The sequence below is a fragment of the Nocardioides sp. Z21_20 genome, from assembly GCF_059766585.1.
Genome location: NZ_JCBAJX010000009.1, coordinates 114,235 through 130,501, shown reverse-complemented (window position 1 = coordinate 130,501; position 16,267 = coordinate 114,235). Strand labels below are relative to the sequence as shown.

At 73.4% G+C, this 16,267-nt stretch carries 15 protein-coding genes; 8 read left to right on the top strand and 7 right to left on the bottom strand.

Annotation, left to right across the window (positions count from 1 at the left end; translation table 11 throughout):
* Positions 1-74: 74 nt before the first annotated feature.
* Positions 75-983 carry an SDR family oxidoreductase gene (locus tag AC6EH9_RS14800; protein ID WP_498424181.1) on the top strand — a complete coding sequence of 303 codons (909 nt, stop codon included), beginning with the start codon at positions 75-77 and terminating at the stop codon, positions 981-983.
* Positions 984-989: 6 nt separating this feature from the next.
* Here AC6EH9_RS14800 and galE read toward each other — a convergent pair whose 3' ends face one another.
* Together galE and AC6EH9_RS14790 are read right to left on the bottom strand one after the other, a co-directional pair.
* Entirely contained in the window at positions 990-1,967 is a 978-nt protein-coding gene (gene galE / locus AC6EH9_RS14795) for a UDP-glucose 4-epimerase GalE (RefSeq protein ID WP_498424179.1), read from the bottom strand.
* Positions 1,968-2,440: 473 nt separating this feature from the next.
* Positions 2,441-4,240 carry a thiamine pyrophosphate-requiring protein gene (locus AC6EH9_RS14790; RefSeq protein WP_498424178.1) on the bottom strand — a complete coding sequence of 600 codons (1,800 nt, stop codon included), beginning with the start codon at positions 4,238-4,240 and terminating at the stop codon, positions 2,441-2,443.
* A gap of 207 nt (positions 4,241-4,447) precedes the next feature.
* Between AC6EH9_RS14790 and AC6EH9_RS14785 the strand changes: the two genes are divergently transcribed.
* The 5 genes from AC6EH9_RS14785 to AC6EH9_RS14765 all read left to right on the top strand — a co-directional run bounded on the left by AC6EH9_RS14785 (position 4,448) and on the right by AC6EH9_RS14765 (position 8,843).
* Entirely contained in the window at positions 4,448-5,095 is a 648-nt protein-coding gene (locus AC6EH9_RS14785; RefSeq protein WP_498424176.1) for a SatD family protein, read from the top strand.
* Positions 5,092-5,841, top strand: coding sequence for a hypothetical protein (locus AC6EH9_RS14780; RefSeq protein WP_498424175.1), 750 nt, complete (start codon positions 5,092-5,094; stop codon positions 5,839-5,841). The genes AC6EH9_RS14785 and AC6EH9_RS14780 overlap by 4 nt, the downstream gene beginning before the upstream one ends.
* A 19-nt stretch (positions 5,842-5,860) precedes the next feature.
* On the top strand, positions 5,861-6,787 hold the full coding sequence (gene lipP1 / locus AC6EH9_RS14775) for a LipP1 family hormone-sensitive lipase (protein ID WP_498424174.1): 927 nt from the start codon (positions 5,861-5,863) through the stop codon (positions 6,785-6,787).
* 146 nt (positions 6,788-6,933) lie between these two features.
* Positions 6,934-7,608, top strand: coding sequence for an NADPH-dependent F420 reductase (gene npdG / locus AC6EH9_RS14770; protein ID WP_498424173.1), 675 nt, complete (start codon positions 6,934-6,936; stop codon positions 7,606-7,608).
* Complete coding sequence (locus tag AC6EH9_RS14765; protein ID WP_498424172.1) at positions 7,608-8,843, top strand: acyl-CoA dehydrogenase family protein; 1,236 nt, start codon at positions 7,608-7,610, stop codon at positions 8,841-8,843. Before npdG ends, AC6EH9_RS14765 begins: the two co-directional genes overlap by 1 nt.
* On the opposite strand, the gene AC6EH9_RS14760 is transcribed toward AC6EH9_RS14765, so the two are convergent.
* A complete protein-coding gene (locus AC6EH9_RS14760; protein WP_498424208.1) occupies positions 8,833-10,239 on the bottom strand; it encodes an MFS transporter in 1,407 nt (468 codons plus the stop codon). The two genes, AC6EH9_RS14765 and AC6EH9_RS14760, sit on opposite strands and share 11 nt — an antisense overlap.
* A 252-nt stretch (positions 10,240-10,491) precedes the next feature.
* Between AC6EH9_RS14760 and AC6EH9_RS14755 the strand changes: the two genes are divergently transcribed.
* Both AC6EH9_RS14755 and AC6EH9_RS14750 read left to right on the top strand, forming a co-directional pair.
* Positions 10,492-11,379, top strand: coding sequence for a DUF559 domain-containing protein (locus tag AC6EH9_RS14755; RefSeq protein WP_498424171.1), 888 nt, complete (start codon positions 10,492-10,494; stop codon positions 11,377-11,379).
* A gap of 10 nt (positions 11,380-11,389) precedes the next feature.
* The gene (locus AC6EH9_RS14750) at positions 11,390-12,310 is read left to right on the top strand and encodes an alpha/beta hydrolase (protein ID WP_498424169.1); all 921 of its coding nucleotides are present in this window, start codon (positions 11,390-11,392) and stop codon (positions 12,308-12,310) included.
* 33 nt (positions 12,311-12,343) lie between these two features.
* On the opposite strand, the gene AC6EH9_RS14745 is transcribed toward AC6EH9_RS14750, so the two are convergent.
* The 4 genes from AC6EH9_RS14745 to AC6EH9_RS14730 are packed head-to-tail and all read right to left on the bottom strand — an operon-like array spanning position 12,344 to position 16,134.
* Positions 12,344-13,120 carry an enoyl-CoA hydratase gene (locus tag AC6EH9_RS14745; protein ID WP_498424168.1) on the bottom strand — a complete coding sequence of 259 codons (777 nt, stop codon included), beginning with the start codon at positions 13,118-13,120 and terminating at the stop codon, positions 12,344-12,346.
* A 1-nt stretch (position 13,121) separates the two neighbouring features.
* The gene (locus AC6EH9_RS14740) at positions 13,122-14,714 is read right to left on the bottom strand and encodes a long-chain-fatty-acid--CoA ligase (RefSeq protein WP_498424167.1); all 1,593 of its coding nucleotides are present in this window, start codon (positions 14,712-14,714) and stop codon (positions 13,122-13,124) included.
* Positions 14,715-14,740: 26 nt separating this feature from the next.
* Positions 14,741-15,112 carry a DUF6285 domain-containing protein gene (locus AC6EH9_RS14735; protein WP_498424166.1) on the bottom strand — a complete coding sequence of 124 codons (372 nt, stop codon included), beginning with the start codon at positions 15,110-15,112 and terminating at the stop codon, positions 14,741-14,743.
* Positions 15,112-16,134, bottom strand: coding sequence for a phosphotransferase family protein (locus AC6EH9_RS14730; protein ID WP_498424164.1), 1,023 nt, complete (start codon positions 16,132-16,134; stop codon positions 15,112-15,114). Before AC6EH9_RS14730 ends, AC6EH9_RS14735 begins: the two co-directional genes overlap by 1 nt.
* Positions 16,135-16,267 lie beyond the last annotated feature (133 nt).

Below are 16,267 nucleotides of genomic sequence, written 5' to 3'. Positions count from 1 at the left end.
GTGCGCGCTGATCCGTTGGGGACAGCGTTGGGCACGAGGCGCAGCGTGGGTACGACGACTTCTGGGAGGCTGGAATGGCACACGTGGACGCGAGCGGGCACCCGCTGAGCGGGAAGGTGGTGCTGGTGACCGGGGCCGCCCGCGGCATCGGCGAGGCCACCGCGCGTGAGCTGGTCCGGCGCGGCGCCCGGGTGGTGCTGGCCGACGTGGACGAGGCGCCGCTGCGGGTGCTGGCCGACGAGCTGGGCGAGGCCGCGGTCGCCGCCCGGTGCGACGTGGTCGATCTCGCCTCCGTGGAGGCGGCCGTCGCCGCCGGCGTCGAGGCGTTCGGCGGCATCGACGTGGTGCTCGCCAACGCCGGGATCGCGTCGTACGGCTCGGTGGCGGCGGTGGACCCGGCGACGTTCCGCCGGCTGATGGACATCAATGTGCTCGGCGTCTTCCACACCGTCCGCGCCGCGCTGCCCTCGCTGGTCGAACGGCGCGGCTACGTGCTGGTGGTCTCGTCGCTGGCCGCATTCGCTCCGGCGCCCGGGCTCGCGGCGTACAACGCGTCGAAGGCGGGCGTCGAGCACTTCGCCAGCGCGCTGCGCCTCGAGGTCGCGCACCAGGGCGTCGACGTCGGCATCGCGCACATGGCGTGGGTCGACACCCCGCTGCTGCAGGACGCCAAGGCCGACCTCAGCGCGTTCCGCGAGCTGATCTCGCGCCTGCCCGGGCCGCTGAAGCGGACCATCGGGGTCGAGGAGTGCGTGACGCGCTTCGTGTGCGGGATCGAGCGCCGGCAGCGTCGGGTCTACGTGCCCGGGTACGTGCGGCTGCTGGGCTGGGCCAAGCCGGTGGTCACCTCGCGGCTCGGTGAGCTCCGCTCGCGTCAACTCGCGCCCGAGCTGCTGCCGCGGATGGACGCCGAGGTGGCGCGGCTCGGACGCTCGACGAGCGCGCGCAACGTCGAGGCGGAAGGGCGGGGCGCGGGGCGCTGACCGGGGTCAGCGCGGGTAGGCGTCTCCGGCGGCCTGCCGTGCCGCCCAGGCGCTGGCGACCATCTGGCGCAGGTCGTGGCGCATCTCCCAGGCCAGGTCGCGCGCCGCGAGCTCGCCGCTGGCCACGATCCGGTCGGGGTCGCCGGGACGGCGCGGGTGGATCTGCGGCTCGAAGTCGATGCCGGTGACCTCGCGGATGGTGTCCATGATCTGACGCACCGAGCTGCCGTCGCCGCTGCCGAGGTTGTAGACCGGCTCGAGGGGCTCACCCGCCGAGAGTCGACGGGCCGCCGCCACGTGCGAGAGCGCGAGGTCGGCGACGTGGATGTAGTCGCGCACGCAGGTGCCGTCGGGGGTGTCGTAGTCGTCGCCGTTGATGCGTGGCGTGTCCCCGCGGTAGAGCGCGTCGAACACCAGCGGGAACAGGTTGTGCGGGCTGGCGTCGAAGAGGTCGTCGGACGCCGAGCCGACCACGTTGAAGTAGCGCAACGACGTGTGGTGCAGGCCGTGCGCCACCTCGGCGTCGCGGAGCAGCCACTCACCGATCAGCTTGGTCTCGCCGTAGGGGGACGCGGGGCGCGTCGGCGTCTGCTCGGTGACCAGGTCGGAGTCCGTCGCGCCGTACGTCGCAGCGCTGGAGGAGAAGACGATCTTGTCGACGCCGGCCTCCTGCATGGCGCGCAGCAGCAACACGGTCGCGGTGACGTTCTGCTCGTAGGTGTGCAGCGGTCGCTGGACCGACACCCCGGCGTACTTGAAGCCGGCGACGTGGATGACGCCCTCGACGTCGTGCTCGGCGATGGTCGCGGCGATCGCCTTCTCGTCGAGCAGCGTCGCCTTCACCAGCGGCACGCCCTCAGGCACGAACGACGCGAAGCCGGTGGAGAGGTCGTCGATGACCACCGGCCGCAGGCCCGCCTCGAGCAGCGCTCGCACCACGTGGGAGCCGATGTAGCCCGCTCCGCCTGTCACCAACCACGTCATCGTGCGCTCCTCGTCCTGTGCTTCGGTAGGACGAGGATAGGCGAGGGCGGTGGTTGGCCGGTGGGGCTGGGGCGGGTGGCGAGGTTGGTGCGGCTTTCACGAGTTACCTCGTGAAACCCGCACTTCCCACGTGATGGAACACGTGGGAAGTGCGGGTTCCGTGTGGCCAGTGCCCCGGGGGTGACCGGGATGCGGACGGCGCGGGCGCGGCGGGGGCGGCTGGCCGCGGGCGAGACGTACGGCGGGCGGGGGCTCGCACCGCGGGCGAAGGGCCGCGCCGGGCCGGGCCGGTGGCGTTCAACGACCGATCCCCGGAAATTGAAGAAGTCGCCCGCGGTCTCGGGTCCGCGGGCGACTTCGAGGACGAAGCTACGCCATTTTGGGGTTGACTGTCACAAGTTCGCGGAGGATTTTACTTTCGCGCTCAGTCGTGACCGGAGCCGGCAGCCGCGCCGGGTGTCCGGCGTGGGCGCTCAGTCTCCTGAGCTCTCCTGGGCGGCCTGTCGGTCGAGCAGCTCGCGGGCGTGGACCCCGGATGCGCCCTCCTGGTCCAGTCCGCGGCGGAAGCTCTCCAGCTTCTGCTCGCCGGCGGGGAACGGTGGCAGCAGCGGCACGTCGGCGTCGACGACCGCCTCGATCAGCGTCGGCCGGTCCGCGGCCAGCGCGCGCTGCCAGGCGTCGTGGATCTGGTCGGGGGAGTCGATGCGGATCCCGCCCAGGCCGAGCAGCTCGGCGTACTGCGCGTAGGGGAAGGCCGGCAGCGTCTGGCTGTCGTCGAAGCGGGGGTCACCCTCCATCTCGCGCTGCTCCCAGGTGACCTCGGCCAGGTCGCGGTTGTTCAGCACCAGCACCACGAACCGCGGGTCGCGCCACTCGCGCCACAGGTGCGAGACGGTGATCAGCTCGGCCACCCCGTTCATCTGCATCGCCCCGTCACCGAGCATCGCGACCACCGGCCGATCCGGTTCGGCGAGCTTGGCCGCGACGCCGTACGGCAGGGCGGAGCCGAGCGTGGCGAGCGTCGAGGAGAGGTGGGCCTGGACCCCGGGCGGCAGCCGCAGGTGACGCGCGTACCAGTAGGTGATCGAGCCGACGTCGACGCTGACCTGGGCGTCACCGGGCAGGTGCTCGTTGAGGCCGCGCACCACCGCCTCGGGGCTCAGCGGCTCGGCCGGCATCGCGGCCCGCTCGGCCGCCAGCGCGTGCCACTCGCCGACCACCTTCTCCACCCGCTCGCGCCACGAGGAGTCGCGGCGCTCCTCCAGCAGCGGCAGCAGCTTGTCGAGGGTGTCGGTGGCGTCGCCGGTCAGCCCCACCTCGATCGGGTAGCGGTTGCCGAGGTGGCGCCCGTCCAGGTCGATCTGGACGGCGCGCGCCTGCCCGGGCGGCGGGTAGTACTCGGTCCACGGGTCGTTGCTGCCGATGATCAGCAGCGTGTCGCACTCCTCCATCAGCCGCGCCGACGCAGTGGTGCCGAGGTGGCCCATCACCCCGCAGGAGTAGGGCAGCGACTCGTCCCACCACGGCTTCCCGAGCAGGCTGGTGGTCACCCCCGCCCCCAGCCGCTCGGCCACCGCGCGGACCCGGTCACCGGCGTCGCGCACCCCCTGGCCGACCAGCAGCGCGACCCGCTCGCCCGCGTTGAGAACCTCCGCGGCCTCTCGCAGCGCGTCGTCGTACGGCGTGACGTGCGGGCGGCGCCACCCGGGCGCGGTGACCATCACGCCGTGCTCCTGGGGCAGCTCCTCGGGCGCCGGCTCCTTCTGTACGTCGTGGGGCACGATCACCACGCAGGGCGAGCGCGTCGCCAGCGCCGTACGGAACGCGCGGTCGAGCACCATCGGCGCCTGCTCGGCCGAGAGCACCATCTGCAGGAACTGCGCGGCCACGTCCTTGAACACCGACTGCAGATCGATCTCCTGCTGGTACTCCGAGCCCAGCGTCGTGGTCTGCTGCTGGCCGACGATCGCCACCACCGGCACGTGGTCGAGCTTCGCGTCGTACAGGCCGTTGAGCAGGTGCACCGCGCCCGGCCCCTGGGTGCTGGTGACGACCCCGACCTCGCCGGTGTACTTGGCGTGACCGACCGCCATCAGCGCGGCGTTCTCCTCGTGCCGGGCCTGCACCAGCTGCGGGTTCCCGTCGGCGCGACGCAGGGCGCCCATGAACGAGTTGATCCCATCGCCGGAGTACCCGAAGAGCCGGGTCACCCCCCAGCGGCGCAGGCGTTCGACGATCAGGTCTGCCACCAGGGGCTGCGCGGGGGTCTCCATGGGCGGGCCGGTACCCGGGGGGAGTGGTCGCAACGCGGTCGGGGCGCGGCGGTTTCCCCGGTCGGCCGGGGAACGCTGACCTTGTCGGCCGAAACTTCGCCCGACAACATCAGGGATCGCCCGCCCAGTCGCGCTCGTACGCCAACCGGGCACCGATAGTTCAGTTGTGTTCTTCACCCTGACACTGTTCAGGTCTAACATGAACTCATGGCAAGTTCAGACATGACCTTCACACTGATCGGTGATCTGGTGGCGTCCCGGTCGGTCACCGCGCGGGCGTCGGCCCAAGGTGCACTGGTCGAAGCACTTGCCCGGGTGGCGGAGGTGGTCCCGCCGCTGGATCGACTCGAGCCCACGGTCGGCGACGAGTTCCAGGGGGCCTTCGGCTCCTTCGCGGACGCGGCGTTGGCCGCGCTCCTCGTGCGGCTGCACCTGCTGCCGCACGTCGACTCGCGCTGTGGTCTCGGCGTCGGTCGCCGAGAGGTGTTCGACGCCGACCGCCGCCCGATGCTTCAGGACGGTCCTGCCTGGTGGAGCGCTCGTCAGGCGATCGACGAGTTGGCTCGGCCGCGGCGACGCTCCGCGCGCACGTGGTACGACGCGAGCCACGCGCCGCTCGAGGAGTCGCCCGGCCCCGACCCCGTGCTCGCCAACGCGTTCCTTCTCTGCCGTGACCAGCTCGTCGACCGCCTCAGCGCACGGGGATGTCGGATGCTTCTGCTCTCCTTGGAGGGTGCGACGCAGCGCGACATCGCGGCTGCGGAGGGGATCAGCAAGTCGGCGGTCTCCCAGCAGTTCGCGCGGGGGATTCAGGCGGTGAAGGAGGCACAGACGATGCTCGGAGACGCTCTGTGACTGCCCTCGCGCTGTGGCTGGTCGTCGTCGGACTGTGCGATCTGCTGCGGGCCGCCGGCGACGCGACAAGCGGGGCGCGCCGGCTGCTGCTGTGCCTGATCGGCCTCGGGCTCCTGGGTGGGGGAGCCGCGCTGGTCGCGCCCGCGGGAAGCGGAGCGCTCGGTTGGTTGCTCGGGGGTGCCGGCCTGTGCGGATGGATCGTCGCCTCGTCGGTCGTAACCACGCAGGGAGGGACCGGTCGTCGCGGATGGGTCGCTGCGTCGTACCTCTCGTTGGGCGCAGGGCTCGCCGGGCTCGTCGTCACCGGACCTCGGGGCGGTGATGCCGATGGGTTGCACGCCGCGCTTGATGCGACGGCGCTCGCCGGCGTCGACCCCGACCGGCTACTGCTGGTGTGCGGTGTGCTGCTCGTGCAGGTGTCCACGGCCAACATCGCTGTTCGGCTGCTCCTGGACGTGGTCGGTGTGCCGGCTGGTGACCACGAGAAGAGGCTCCGTGGCGGACGCGTGCTGGGGCCGATGGAGCGGCTGCTGATCGTCGGGCTCGGGCTGTCCGGCGAGCTGACCGGCGCAGCGCTGGTCGCGGCCGCCAAGGCTCTGCTGCGCTTCCCCGAGCTCAAGGAGTCGGAGCGGGCGGGGCGCGAGCTGCCCGGACCCAGCGACGTGACCGAGTACTTCCTCATCGGCAGCTTCGCCAGCTGGCTGATCGCGCTCGCCGGCGTGGCGTTGGGCTCCATGTGGCTGTGATGTCCGTTACGTTGTCGCCATGCCTCTGGACCCCGCGCTCGGCGCCCTGTTGGAAATGATGGAGTCCGCCGGACAGCCCCCGATGCACGAGGGCACCCCGCAGGAGGCGCGTGCCGCCTTCGGTGCGCTGGCCTCGATGTCGGCCGCGCAGGAGGGCGTCATCGTGATGGCCTCGGTCGAGGACATCACCATCCCCGGTCCGGCCGGCGACATCGGGGCCCGCGTCTACCGTCCCGCGGGCCAGGGGCCGCGCCCGACGGTGGCCTACCTGCACGGCGGCGGCTTCGTCATCGGCGACCTCGAGAGCCACGACCCGAGCTGTCGGCGGATCGCGCGCGACGCGGACGCCGTCGTGGTCGCCGTGGACTACCGCCTGGCGCCCGAGCACGCCTTCCCTGCCGCTCCCGAGGACGCGCTGGCCGCGGTCACCTGGGTGGCCGACCACCTCGCCGACCTCGGCGGTGACGAGCGCCTCGGCGTCGCCGGGGACAGCGCCGGCGGCAACCTCGCCGCGATCGCCGCGCAGGCCCTTCCCGAGCGGATCACCGCCCAGCTGCTGATCTACCCCGTCACCGACCTGGTCGGCGAGTACCCCTCGCGGGTGGAGAACGCCGAGGGTTACTTCCTCGACGCCGCCACCATGGGGTGGTTCGGCATGCACTACGCCAGCCCCGGCACCGACGCCGCGGACCCGCGACTCTCCCCGCTGCGCGCGCCGTCGCTGGCCGGGCTGCCGCCGGCGGTCGTGGTCACCGCCGAGTTCGACCCGCTGCGCGACGAGGGCGAGGCGTACGCCGCGAAGCTCGCCGCGGACGGCGTACCGGTGCAGCAGGTGCGCTACGACGGGCTGATCCACGGGTTCGCCGAGATGGGCATCTTCAGCCCCGCCGCGGCCAAGGCGGTCGACGACTACATCGCCCGGTTCCGGGACCTCCTGCACGCCTGACCCGGTGCCGCACAGCCGCCGACGTGCCGCCGAGCGGACGCGGACGCCCCGGACAGGCCGCTCGTCATTAGTGTGAGGGCGGCGCCCCCGGGCGCGACCCCCGACGACCGCGTCCCGGACGCGGCCTGACCCTAGGAGTAGGCAACGTGACGATCGACGAGAAGCTGGCCGGCAAGACGATCGCCGTGCTCGGTGGCACCGGGCCGCAGGGGCGCGGACTGGCCCGCCGCTTCGCCGCCGCCGGAGTCCCGGTGGTGATCGGCAGCCGCAGCGCCGAGCGCGCCGAGTCGACCGCGGCCACCCTGGTCGAGGCGGTCGGCGGGACCGTCACCGGCGCCGACAACGCCGGCGCCGCAGCGGCCGGCGACATCGTGATCGTGGCGGTCCCGTGGGACGGCCACGGCGACCTGCTCAAGGAGCTCGCGCCCGCGCTGGCCGGCAAGATCGTCGTCGACTGCGTGAACCCGATGGGCTTCGACAAGCAGGGCGCGTTCGCGCTGCCGGTCGAGGAGGGCTCCGCGGCGATGCAGGCCCGCGCGCTGCTGCCGGACTCGATCGTCACCGCCGCGTTCCACCACGTCAGCGCGGTGCTGCTGGAGGACCCCGAGGTGACCTCGATGGACACCGACGTGCTGGTGCTCGGCGACGACCGCGAGGCCACCGACACCGTGCAGGCGCTGGTCGACGTGATCCCCGGGATGCGCGGCATCTTCGGCGGCCGGCTGCGCAACGCCCACCAGGTCGAGGCGCTGACCTGCAACCTGATCTCGGTGAACCGCCGCTACAAGGCGCACGCCGGCGTGCGGATCACGGACATCTGATGCTGACCTCCGCGATGTACCCGGCCTACCCGGCCCCCTCGGAGAAGGCCCAGCGGCTGTTCGAGGAGATGCGCCGCTTCGTGGCCGAGGAGGTGCTGCCGGCCGAGGCGTCGTACGACGAGTATCGGCGCGCCGCCGGCCCCGACGATCACACCCTGCCGCCGGTGGTCGAGGAGCTGAAGGCCAAGGCCCGCGAGCGGGGGCTGTGGAACCTGTTCCTGCCCGCGGAGTCGGGGCTGTCGGTGCTGGAGTACGCGCCGATCGCGGAGCTGTCCGGCTGGTCCATCGAGATCGCCCCGGAGGCGATCAACTGCCAGGCGCCCGACACCGGCAACATGGAGCTGTTGCACCTGATCGGCACCCCCGAACAGCAGGAGCAGTGGCTCACCCCGCTGCTGAACGGCGAGATCCGCTCGGCGTTCGCGATGACCGAGCCGGGGGTGGCATCCTCGGACGCGACGAACATCGAGACCCGCATCGAGCGCGACGGCGACGAGTACGTGATCAACGGGCGCAAGTGGTGGATCTCCGGGGCCGCCGACCCGCGCTGCAAGGTGCTGATCGTGATGGGCAAGACCGACCCCGAGGCCGCGCGGCACCGCCAGCAGTCGATGGTGATCGTGCCCGTCGACACCCCGGGCGTGGACATCCAGCGCTCGCTGCCGGTGATGGGCCACCAGGACCAGCACGGGCACAGCATCGTCGAGTTCACCGACGTCCGGGTGCCGGTCGCGAACATCCTCGGCGAGGAGGGCGGCGGGTTCGCGGCCGCGCAGATGCGCCTCGGCCCGGGCCGCATCCACCACGTGATGCGCGCCCTGGGTGCGGGGGAGCGGGCGCTGGCGCTGATGGTCAAGCGCTCCCAGGAGCGGGTCGCGTTCGGTAAGCCGCTCGCCGACCAGTCCGGGGTGCGCGAGCGGATCGCGGAGTCGCGCATCGAGCTGGAGCAGGCTCGCGCGATCTGCCACCGCGCGGCGTACGTGATCGACACCGAGGGCAACAAGGCCGCCCGGCACCTGATCGCCGCCGCCAAGATCGCGGTGCCCCGCGCCGTGCTCTCGGTGATCGACCGGGCGATCCAGGTCCACGGCGCCGCCGGGGTCTCCGACGAGACCGTGCTGGCCGGGCTCTACGGCTGGATCCGCGCGATGCGGATCTTCGACGGCCCCGACGAGGTCCACCTGGTCACCCTGGGCAAGGCCGAGCTCGGCACCGAGCCGCTGTTCAACCTCTGAGCGCAAACCCTCCGGCGCCGGCCTCTCCGGGGCCGGCTCCCCGGGGATCGGCGCCCCGGGGATCGGCGCCCCGGGGATCGGCGTCGCGGGGGCGGGCCAGGGCGAGGGCCACCGCGGCGGCCGCGGCCATGATGGCGGCGGCCGCCAGCAGCGCCGCGACCATGCCGCGCTCGTCGGGCTCCGCGCCGGCGGAGAACAGCCCCATCACCGTGACGCCGAGCGTGGTCCCCACCGACATCCCGAGGTAGCGCAGCACCTGGTTGAACGACAGCGCGCTCGCGGTCTCCTCGCGCGGGACCTGGCGCACGATCACGCCGGGCATGCTGGCGAAGGTGCCGCCGCTGCCCAGCCCGGCCAGCCCCATCCAGACCAGCACCAGCCACACGTGGCCGTGCCACAGCGCCATCCCGGCCGCCGCCGCGACGTAGAGCAGACACCCCAGCGGCAGCACCAGCTCCGGCGCGATTCGCCGCCCGATCACCAGCGAGACCCGGCTGCCCAGCACGCTCATCAGCGAGTAGGGCACCAGCACCAGCGCCGCCACGCTCACCGGCTGCCCGAGCCCCCACCCGTCGGCCTGCATCAGCACCACCGACAGCGTGAGCAGCATGTACATGCCCACCCCGCCGGCCAGCCCGGTCGCGTGCGCGGCGACCACCCCGCGGCGCAGCGCCAGGCGCAGGTCCACCAGCGGGTACGGCGTGCGCAGCGCGTGCGCGACCCAGCCGGCGAGTGCGACGAGGCCGAGCAGCGCGGTCACCAGCGTGGTCGATGAGGCCCAGCCCCAGGTACCGCCCTGGCTGACCGAGAGCAGCACCGCCGCGGTGCCGGCGCCGAGCAGGACCGCGCCGGTCCAGTCCACGCCGGTGGCGGCGGCGTCGGTGACCGGGGGCAGGAATGCCACCGCGGCGCCCAGCGTCAGCGCGCACAGGACCAGCCCGAACCAGAACGCACCGGAGACGCCCCAGGTCTGCGCCACCAGGCCGGTCACCGGGTAGCCCAGCCCCGCGCCCGCCACCGTGGTCACCGACAGCAACGCGATCGCGCCGGGCAGGCGCTGGCCGCGGATGCCGTCGCGGGCGGCGGCGATCGCCAGCGGGGTCAACGCCAGGCCCACCCCCTGCAGGGCCCGCCCGGCCAGCAGCGCGGTGAAGCCCAGCGGCAGCGCCGCCAGCAGCAGGCCGACCAGGACCACGCCCAGCCCGGCGAGCACCACCCGGCGCCGGTGCCGTCCGCTGCCGAGGCGGCCCAGGACCGGCGTGGAGACCGCGCCCATCAGCATCGTCGCGGTCAGCGTCCACTGCGCGTCGTGCAGGGAGACGTCGTGCTGCGCGGCGATCACCGGCACCAGCGGGGCGCCCAGGCTGCTGACGACCGCGGTGACGGTGGTGAGCAGCGCGAGGGAGGTCAGCAGCCAGGGCTGGGGCTCGGGGGAGTGGTCGGGGCGGGTGGAGTCGGGGGTGATGGTGGTTCCTCGGGTGATCGGGGGCCTTCGCAGGTTACGCCGTGGGCGGGAGCGACCGTTCAGAAGGAAAACGCAACGCCCTCGGGCCTGCCTCAGGCGTGGAGGCCCTCGCGTTTTCCTTCCGAACGGTCGCCTGTGGAGGACTCCAGCGGCCGACGGCCGGTTCCCGGCAGGCTGAGCCGCATGTCCGGCACCGCCGAGTCGACGATCGAGGGCGAGTGGGTCACCGCCCTGGACCCGGTCGACGCGCTGATCCGGCTCGGCGGCGTGGCGACCCGGGCCCGGCTGCTGCGGTTGACCACGGTCCGTCGGCTGCGCACGGCGGTCGCGCGCGGGCAGATCAAGCGGCTGACGCGCAACCGCTACGGGCTGCCGGACATCGACCGGGCGCTGCGCAAGGCCGCCGAGCTGCACGGTGTGGTGTCCCACCTCAGCGCGGCCCAGGCCCACGAGTGGCAGCTCGCGTTCCGTCCGTCGACGCCCTGGGTCACCGTGCCCCGCAACGCCGCCCGCAAGAGCAGAAGGGGCGTCCACCTGCACTACGCCGACCTGGCCGAGGAGAGCGGGCTGGTCACGTCCAAGCTGCGCACGGTCCTCGACTGCGGCCGCGCGCTGCCGTTCGGCCCGGCGCTGGCGGTGGCCGACTCGGCGCTGCGCAGCGGGGACGTCGAGGCGGCCTCCCTGGTGCGGGCGGCGCAGCGGGTGCGTGGGAAGGGGGCGGCGGCCGTGCGGCTGGTGGCGGCGACGGCCGACGGCCGCGCGGCCAACGCGTTCGAGTCGGTGCTGCGCGCGCTGGCCCTCGAGGCGGGGCTGGCGGTGGTGCCGCAGCTGCCGGTGACCGCCGGGGGCAGGGTGCTCCACCCCGACCTCGCGGATCCCGGGCGGCGGATCATCCTCGAGGCGGACTCGTGGGAGTTCCACACCGGCAAGGATGCCCACGAGCGCGATTGCTGGCGCTACACCGCCTTCGTGCTGGCGGGCTGGACCGTGCTCCGGTTCAGCTGGCAGCAGGTGATGCTCGACCCCGACTACGTGCTGGACTCGCTGCGCGCGGTCGCCCGCCTCCGCTAGGTTCCGAGCCATGACCTCCCTGTGGCCTGCCGACCTCGACACGCTGCGACCGGAGGCGCGCGAGGTCGCCGAACGGATGAAGGCCTACTTCGCCGCGAACCGCTCGCCGCTGACCGACCCGCTCGAGCGGGCGCTGGCGATGCGCGCGGCCTACCGGCACACGGAGGTGGAGTCGCCGCACGGGGTCGACGTCGAGCGAGCCGGCGTGCCCTGTCGCGTGTTCGAGCCCGAGACGCCGGCCCGGGGGACCTACCTGCACGTGCACGGTGGCGGGTTCTTCCTCGGCAGCCCCCGGATGAACGACCTCTCCAACGAGAGGCTGTGCCGCACCCACGCCGTCCGCGTGGTGTCGGTGGACTACCGGCTCGCGCCCGAGCATCCCTTCCCGGCCGGCCCCGACGACTGCCTCGCGGTGCTCCTCGACGTGCTCGACGAGACCGGGCCGGGCCCGGTGCTGATCGGCGGCGAGTCGGCGGGCGCGACGCTGGCGGTGAGCGCGCTGCTCCGGCTGCGCGACCTCGGGCGGGTCGGCGAGGTCGCCGGCGCGAACCTGTCCTACGGCGTCTACGACCTGACCCGCACCCCCAGCATGCGCGGAGCCGTCCCCTCCGCGGTGGCCGACGACGCGCTCGGCGCGCTGCCGTTCGAGCTCTACGTCCCCGACCGCAGCGCCGAGGAGCTGCGCACCGGCGAGTACTCCCCGCTCTACGCCGACCTGCACGAGATGCCGCCGGCCCTGTTCACCGTGGGCACCGCCGACGAGCTGCTCGACGACACGCTCTTCCTGGCCGGCCGGTGGGCGGCCTACGAGCGGGAGGCCGAGCTCGCGGTCTACCCCGACTGCGGGCACGGGTTCACGGCGTACGACATGGAGATGACGCGCCGGGCCCAGGCCCGCACCGCACAGTTCCTGGAGCGCTGCCTGTCCTGAGCGGTACCGGGGCTGAGCGCTGCCGGGGCTGGCTCAGCGCTCGAACACCGGCTCCCGCCGCTCCAGGAAGGCGGTGACGCCCTCGGCGAAGTCGGCGGTGCCGGCCAGCACCGACTGCCCGGCCGCCTCGCGCGCCAGCGCACCCTCGAGCTCGGAGAGGCTGCTGGCGTTGATGGCGGCCTTGGTCAGCGCATAGGCGCGGGTCGGTCCGTGCGCCAGCCGCGCGGCGAGCGACGTGGCGTCGGCCAGCAGCCGGTCGTCGTCGCTTACGCTCGCCACCAGGCCCCACGCCAGCGCGTCCGCGGCGGGGATCGGGTCGGCCAGCAGCGCCATCCGCAGCGCCCGGGCCCGCCCGGCCGAGGCGGCCACCAGCGCGGTCGCGCCGCCGTCGGGCATCAGCCCGATCCGGGTGAAGGCGAGCATCAGGTACGCCGAGGCGCCCATCACCACCAGGTCGCAGGCCAGCGCCAGCGAGCAGCCGACCCCCGCGGCCGGGCCGTGCACCGCCGCCACCACCGGCACCGGCGCGTCGCGCAGCGCCCGCACCGCCGCGTTGGCGGCCTCGACCGACACCGGCTCGTCGGTGCCGGAGAGGTCGGCGCCCGAGCAGAACCCGCGCCCGGCCCCGGAGAGCAGCACCACCCGGACGCCCGGCCCGCTGCCGAGTGCGCCGACGTCGCCGAGCGCGGTGGCGAGCTCCTCGAGCAGCGCGGTGGTCACCGCGTTCAGGCTGTCGGGACGGTGCAGGCGCAGGTGGAGCACGCCGTCCTCGGAGAGCTCGCGGCCCAGTCCGTGCGTGGAGACCTCCATCTCAGCTGCCCACCGCGGCCTCGTCGCGGACCAGCTCGCGCAGCGGGCTCTTCAGGATCTTGCCCGAGGCGTTGCGCGGCATCTCGCCGAGCACCACCACCCGCGTCGGCTTCTTGTACGACGCGAGCCGGTCCGCGCAGAACGCGATGATGTCGTCCTCGGTGGGCGCGTCGGCGGGGTCGCGCGGCACCACCACCGCCACCGGGGTCTCGCCCCACTTGGGGTGCGGGCTGCCCACCAGGGCCACCTCCAGGACCTTGGGGTGGTCGGCGATGACCGCCTCCACCTCCGCGCTGTAGATGTTCTCCCCGCCGGAGATGATCATGTCCTTGAGCCGGTCGACGACGTAGAAGAAGCCGTCCTCGTCGACGCGGACCAGGTCGCCGGAGTGGAACCAGCCGCCGCGGAAGGCCTCCTCGGTGGCGCGCGGGTTGTCCCAGTAGCCGCGCATCGTCTGGGGTCCGCGGTAGACGATCTCGCCGATCTCGCCCTGGGCCACGTCGTTCATCTGCGGGTCCACCACCCGCACCGCGACCAGCGGCACCGGCTTGCCGATCGAGCCGATCTTGCGGATCGCGTCCTCCCCGGGCAGCACGGTGGTGATCGGCGACATCTCGGTCTGGCCGAACGTGCACACGTTGGGCACGCCGGGGAAGGCCGCCTCCATCGCCCGCAGCACCGCCGGGGTGGCCGGCGCCGCGCCCCAGGCCATGCTGCGCAGCCGGATGTCGCGGCGGGGGATGGTGGGGCTGGCCGCGACCGCCTGCCACTGGGTCGGCACCAGGAAGGCGCTGGTGGCGCCCTCGGACTCGACCAGGTCGAGGAACGCCTCCGGGTCGAACGCTCCGGTGGGGGTGATCACGGTGGTGAAGCCGAGCACCAGCTGGGGGAGCAGCGCGCCGACCGCGGCGATGTGGAACATCGGCGAGGTGACCAGGCCGATCTCGTCGCCGCCGTGGAGCTGGAAGGCCTGCACCAGCGTGATCGTCTGGCCGAGCAGGTTCTGGTAGGTCAGCATCGCGCCCTTGGGCAGCCCGGTGGTGCCGGAGGTGTACATGATCAGCGCCAGCGCGTCGAGGTCCTCGGGGCCGGCCGCGGGGTGGGGCTGCGCCGCGGCGAGCGCATCCTCGTAGCCCTCCGCGCCGGGTCCGGCGCCGCTCACCTCCTCGCCGGCGACCAGGCAGGGCAGCCCGCCGGGGCGGGCCTGACGCACCTCGGCCACCAGCGGCGCCAGCGCCTGCTCGACCACGACCGCGCAGGCCCCGGAGTTCTCGGCCAGGAAGGCGACCTCGGCGGCCACCAGCCGGAAGTTCACCGGCACCGCGACCGCGCCGAGCCGGTTGATCGCCACCAGCGCCTCGACGAACTCCGGGCGGTTGGTCAGCAGCACCAGCACCCGGTCGCCGGCGCCGACGCCGCGCTGCTCCAGCGCCGAGGAGAGCCGCCGGGAGCGCTCCTCGAGCAGGGCCCACGTCGTGCTCTGGCCACGGAAGCGCAGCGCGGCGCGGGTGGGCTGCGTCTGCGCGTGCTTGGTCACCTGGTGCACCCAGGTGAGGGGCTGGCTGGGGTGGTTGCTGACGGTGCTGGTGTCCATCGGGGGCTCCCTGTGGGGTGGGCGGGTCATCGACCGCTGGAGCGCGGGTCGTCGTCGACGTCGTCGGAGAGGTACGTGGGGTTGGCGACCGCGAGCCGGTCCGCGGTGATGGTGCGCAGCGCGTCGAGCAGCCGTACGTCGTCGGCGTCCAGCTCGCCGTCCCGGATCCGCCGGCCCAGCTCGGCCTCGTCCTGGGCTCCCAGCCCGGCGAGCAGGCGGGCGTAGCGCTCCTCGGTCTGCGGCGCCAACGCCAGCTCGCGCTCCAGCGTGCGCAGCAGGTTGGCCGCGACCCGGGCCTGGAAGGAGACCCCGGCGTCGGTCGCCGGCATCACCTCGTGCTCGAGGAACTCCCGCACGGCGACGACGATCTGCGTGGCGTCGGGGTAGGTGTGCAGCATCAGAGCATCCCTCCCGAGAGCGCGATCGGGGGGCGCACGGGCACCCGGCCGTGCAGCATGTTCAGCAGGTCGAACTCCTGCTCGGCGACCCGGCGCCCGATCGCGGCGAGCTCCACGGACCGGGTGGTGCCGGAGAAGTGCCGCCCGGCCTGGACCAGGCAGCCCACCGCCCACGAGAGCGTGCCGGCCACCTGCCACCAGTGCACGACCTCCGGGTCGGGCCGGTGCCCGCTCACCGCGGTGTAGGCATCGAAGAGCTGGGAGAAGTCGCCGACGCCCGCCACCGGGCGGGGCCCGCCGAAGCGCCACGCCCTGATGCACAGGTAGCCGAGGTCCTCCATCGGGTCGCCGATGTGGACCAGCTCCCAGTCCAGCACCGCGGCCAGGCCGGTCTCGTCGACGATCACGTTGCCCAGCCGGAAGTCGCCGTGCACCAGCACGGGCGCCTCGGTGAGCGGGGGGCGATGCCGCTCCAGCCAGCGCAGCGCCAGCTCGAGGACCGGGCGCACCACGGCGGTCGCGTCGTACTTGGCGCGCAGCTCCTCGAGGACGTCGAGCCGCGGGATCTGCGGGACCTCGGCGAGCGGGACCCGGTGGATGCGCGCGGCCGCGGCGCCGAGGTCGGAGGCGAGCACCTCTCGGGCCCGGGCGTAGCGCTCGTCGCGCAGGATGCGGCGCGCGAAGGTCTCGCCGGGCACGAACGTCATCAGCAGGTAGGGGGCGCCGAGCCGGTGCGGATCGGCCGAGAAGTCGATCAGGTCGGGGCCTGGGACGCCGTGGCGCCGGGCGGCCCGCAGGGCGGCGGCCTCGCGTGCCATCTCCTCGGGGCGCGGCTCGGAGGGCGGGTCCCGGCGCAGGATCAGCTGACGCCGCTCGCCGCCGGGCCCGTGCACCTCGAAGGCCCAGGTCTGGCGACTCGCCCCGCCGGCGACCCGGCCCAGGCCGGCCGGCGTGTGGTCGCCGCCGAAGAGGTCCCCGACCAGGGCGGTGAGCATGCCCTCGAGGGCGCTCTGCTCGTCCACGCGGGTCTCCTTCCACAACGCCCGGGCTGCGGGGCGGATCGGGCCGGTCGTATATCGGTGAGCGAGCGGTCGCTCGTACTTCTAAACTGATTTGACGCACTAGAGAGTGAACTCGGTCACACCATTTGCCGTC